The organism is Kitasatospora sp. NPDC047058 (genome assembly GCF_040643935.1).
Classification (GTDB): Bacteria; Actinomycetota; Actinomycetes; order Streptomycetales; family Streptomycetaceae; genus Kitasatospora.
Genome location: NZ_JBEYVJ010000660.1, coordinates 1 through 2,737 on the forward strand (window position 1 = coordinate 1; position 2,737 = coordinate 2,737).

The following is a 2,737-nucleotide window of genomic DNA, read 5'->3' on the forward strand; positions in this document are numbered from 1 at the left end:
CGTCGCCGCGCCCGCGCCCGGCAGTACCGCGGTGAGTGTGGCGGCGGCAGCCGCGACGAACAGCCTGATCAGGAACCTGCGCATGACTTCTCCACTCCGCTCAGCAGGTGAGGTTGGTGCCGGGGGAGGTGCCGAGGATCTGTGCGAACCGCTGGTACAGGTTGACCCTGTCCTGCATCTCGGCGGTGTTCCTGCCGTTGCATTCCACGGCGCCGTTGATGCTGCGGATCGTCTGACCGAATCCGGCGCCGGTGACGATCGCCTGGTGGGCCGTCATGGAACCGGGCCCGTTCTGGGTGTTCCAGTACCAGAGTGCGGTCTTCCAGGAGACCTGGGGATCGGTCTGCACCAGGCTGGGGTGGTGGAGCAGGTCGATGTGCAGGGCATCCCCCGCCGCCTTGTAGTTGAAGTTCCAGCTGAGCTGGAGCGGCCCTCGCCCGTAGTAGGCCGCGCGTCCCGCCGGACACCCGTAGGGCCGGGAAGTGTCGCAGTACGTCGGATAGTTGGCGGTGTTCTGCTCCACCGTGTAGCGCAGGCCGCCGGTCTCATGGCTGACGTTCGCCAGGAAGGCCGCCGCCTCCCGCCGCTTGAGCGCATCGTTCCCGGTGTGCGCGAAGCCGGGGTAGGCGCTCATCGCACCCACCAGTGCCTCGTAGGTGTAGAACTGGTTCTTGTTCGGGAACATCCTGCCGAACTGGGCCTTGCTCACGACGAAGCCGGCCTGGTCCGCCGCCGTCGCGTCCGCCGGACCGGTCGTCGACTCGGCCGAAGCGGAGGCGGAGGCCGGTGCGGAGGTGGCGGCGGAAGCCGAGGCTGGCAGGGCGATCGCCGATGCGGCCACCGCTGCCGCGGCGATCCTCAGGGCTGAGCGTCGAAGGGACATGCCTGACTCTCCTTACGGGGTGACGTGACGGGTTTCCGGACGGGCACGGAAGGCCGCCGGTCGCGCAGCGGTGACCGTGCCCGGGCCGTCGGACGATCCTCCGGCGGCGGATCCGCGGAGACATCCGTGAGCCTCACTGAGATTCCGGGGCGCCGTGCGTGGTCGGGCCCGTGCGCCTCGGTGTCCCGGCGTGACGCGCACGACGTTTGGCACCCCACCCGGCCCGGTTAGGTCATGTACATGATAATTCGGCAGATGGCCGGAGTGACCGGACGAGACGTCGAACGAACCGTGCTGGAGGCCCTGGTCACCGATGTCGCGGCCGGCCGTGGGAGCAGCCTGCTGGTCGAGGGCGAACCGGGCATCGGCAAGTCCGCGTTGCTCGCCGCCCCGCTCGCAGCGGCCGAGGCCGCCGGATGCGAGGTGCTGTTCGGGCACTGCGACGAGCTGGCGCAACGGCTTCCGCTTGCGGCCATGGCGCAACTCCTCGGCGTGCACCCGCGTCCGGCCGACTCCCGGCGCGCGCAGGCCGCACCGTCCCGTCGACGGCTGCGGACCCGGGCGGGCCGGGACGTGCACCTCCTCGTCGCCGATCCGGTGGGGGCCGCCACCGAACAACTGCTCGCCCATGTCGACCGGTTGTGCGCGTCCGGACCGGTGGTCCTGGCGCTGGAGGACCTGCACTGGGCCGACGAGGCGACCCTGCTGATGTGGCGCCGCCTCTGCCGGACCTCGGTCCGGCTGCCGCTGCTGGCCATCGGGACCTGTCGGCCGGTACCGCGCCGGCCGGCCCTGACGCGGCTGCGCCGGGAGCTCCGGCCCCAGGGCGGACGGGTGCTCTCGCTCGACCGCCTGAGTGAGGCGGACGTGGCGGAACTGGCGGGTGCGCTGGCCGGCGGGAACCCCGGGCCGCGGCTCGCCGCACGCCTCAGGTCGGCGGCCGGAAATCCTCTGTACGTCCGGGAGTTGCTGGACGCCCTGGTGCGCGGCGGAGCCCTGCACCGCACCGCCGGCACGGTGGAGCTGCCCGCGGACGGCCGCGACACCGGGGAGCTCCAGGCGCTGACGGACGTGGTCGCGGACCGACTGGCCGGTCTCTCGGCCGGGGCCCAGCAGGTGCTGCGCATCGCCTCCCTGCTCGGGCCGGAGTTCTCGACGGCGGATCTGACGGCCGTGACGGGAGGCGACGGCCTTGTGACGGACGGCCTTCCGCAGGGCGGCCTTCCGACGGGCGGCACTCTGACGGGCGGCCTCATGACGGTGGTCGAGGAGGTACTGAGCGCCGGCGTGCTGGAGTCGGCCGGTGCCCGGCTGCGGTTCCGCCACGCCCTTCTCAAGGAGGTGCTCTACGAGGCCATGCCCTCCGCCCTGCGCGCCGGGCTCCAGCGGCACGTGGCACAGGAGCTGATCGCCGCCGGGGCGCCGGTGGAACGGGTGGCCGAGCTGATCCTCCCGGCCGTCCGGGAGGCCGACGGCTGGGAGTGGGAGTGGCTCGCCGACAACGCGGCGCGACTGGCCGAGCGGGCCCCGGCGATCGCCGCCGAGCTGCTCGAACACGCCCTGCGGCAGCCGGACGCGGACTGTCCGAGGCGCCACGTGCTGGCCGGCCGGCTGGCGGCGCTCTACTTCCGCACCGGCCCCGTCGACCGCGCGGAGGAACTGGCCCGGAGCATTCTGCTGGAGACCTGCGACCGCGAACTCGTCGGCCGGGCCAGGTGGCTGCTCACCAGCATCGCGCTGCGGGCCGGCCGCTACCAGGACGTCGAGGCGAACTGGCGCGCGGCCCTCGGCGACCCACGGCTCGCGCCGCGCTGGCGCGCGAGGCTGCTGGCCCTGCTCGCGCTCGCCCGGGGC

The 2,737-nt window shown here is 72.9% G+C and carries 2 protein-coding genes; one reads left to right on the top strand and one right to left on the bottom strand.

The genetic code is table 11. The annotated features are described in order from the left end of the window. Positions 1-100: 100 nt before the first annotated feature. Entirely contained in the window at positions 101-883 is a 783-nt protein-coding gene (locus ABZ885_RS38910; RefSeq protein WP_360199595.1) for a chitinase, read from the bottom strand. A 255-nt stretch (positions 884-1,138) separates the two neighbouring features. Between ABZ885_RS38910 and ABZ885_RS38915 the strand changes: the two genes are divergently transcribed. After that, the coding region (locus ABZ885_RS38915; RefSeq protein WP_360199597.1) for an AAA family ATPase at positions 1,139-2,737 on the top strand (1,599 nt) is incomplete at its 3' end.

Coding starts and splice junctions, on each gene's coding strand:
- ABZ885_RS38910 (WP_360199595.1), bottom strand. CDS start 883: ATGTCCCTTCGACGCTCAGCCCTGAGGATCGCCGCGGCAGCGGTGGCC.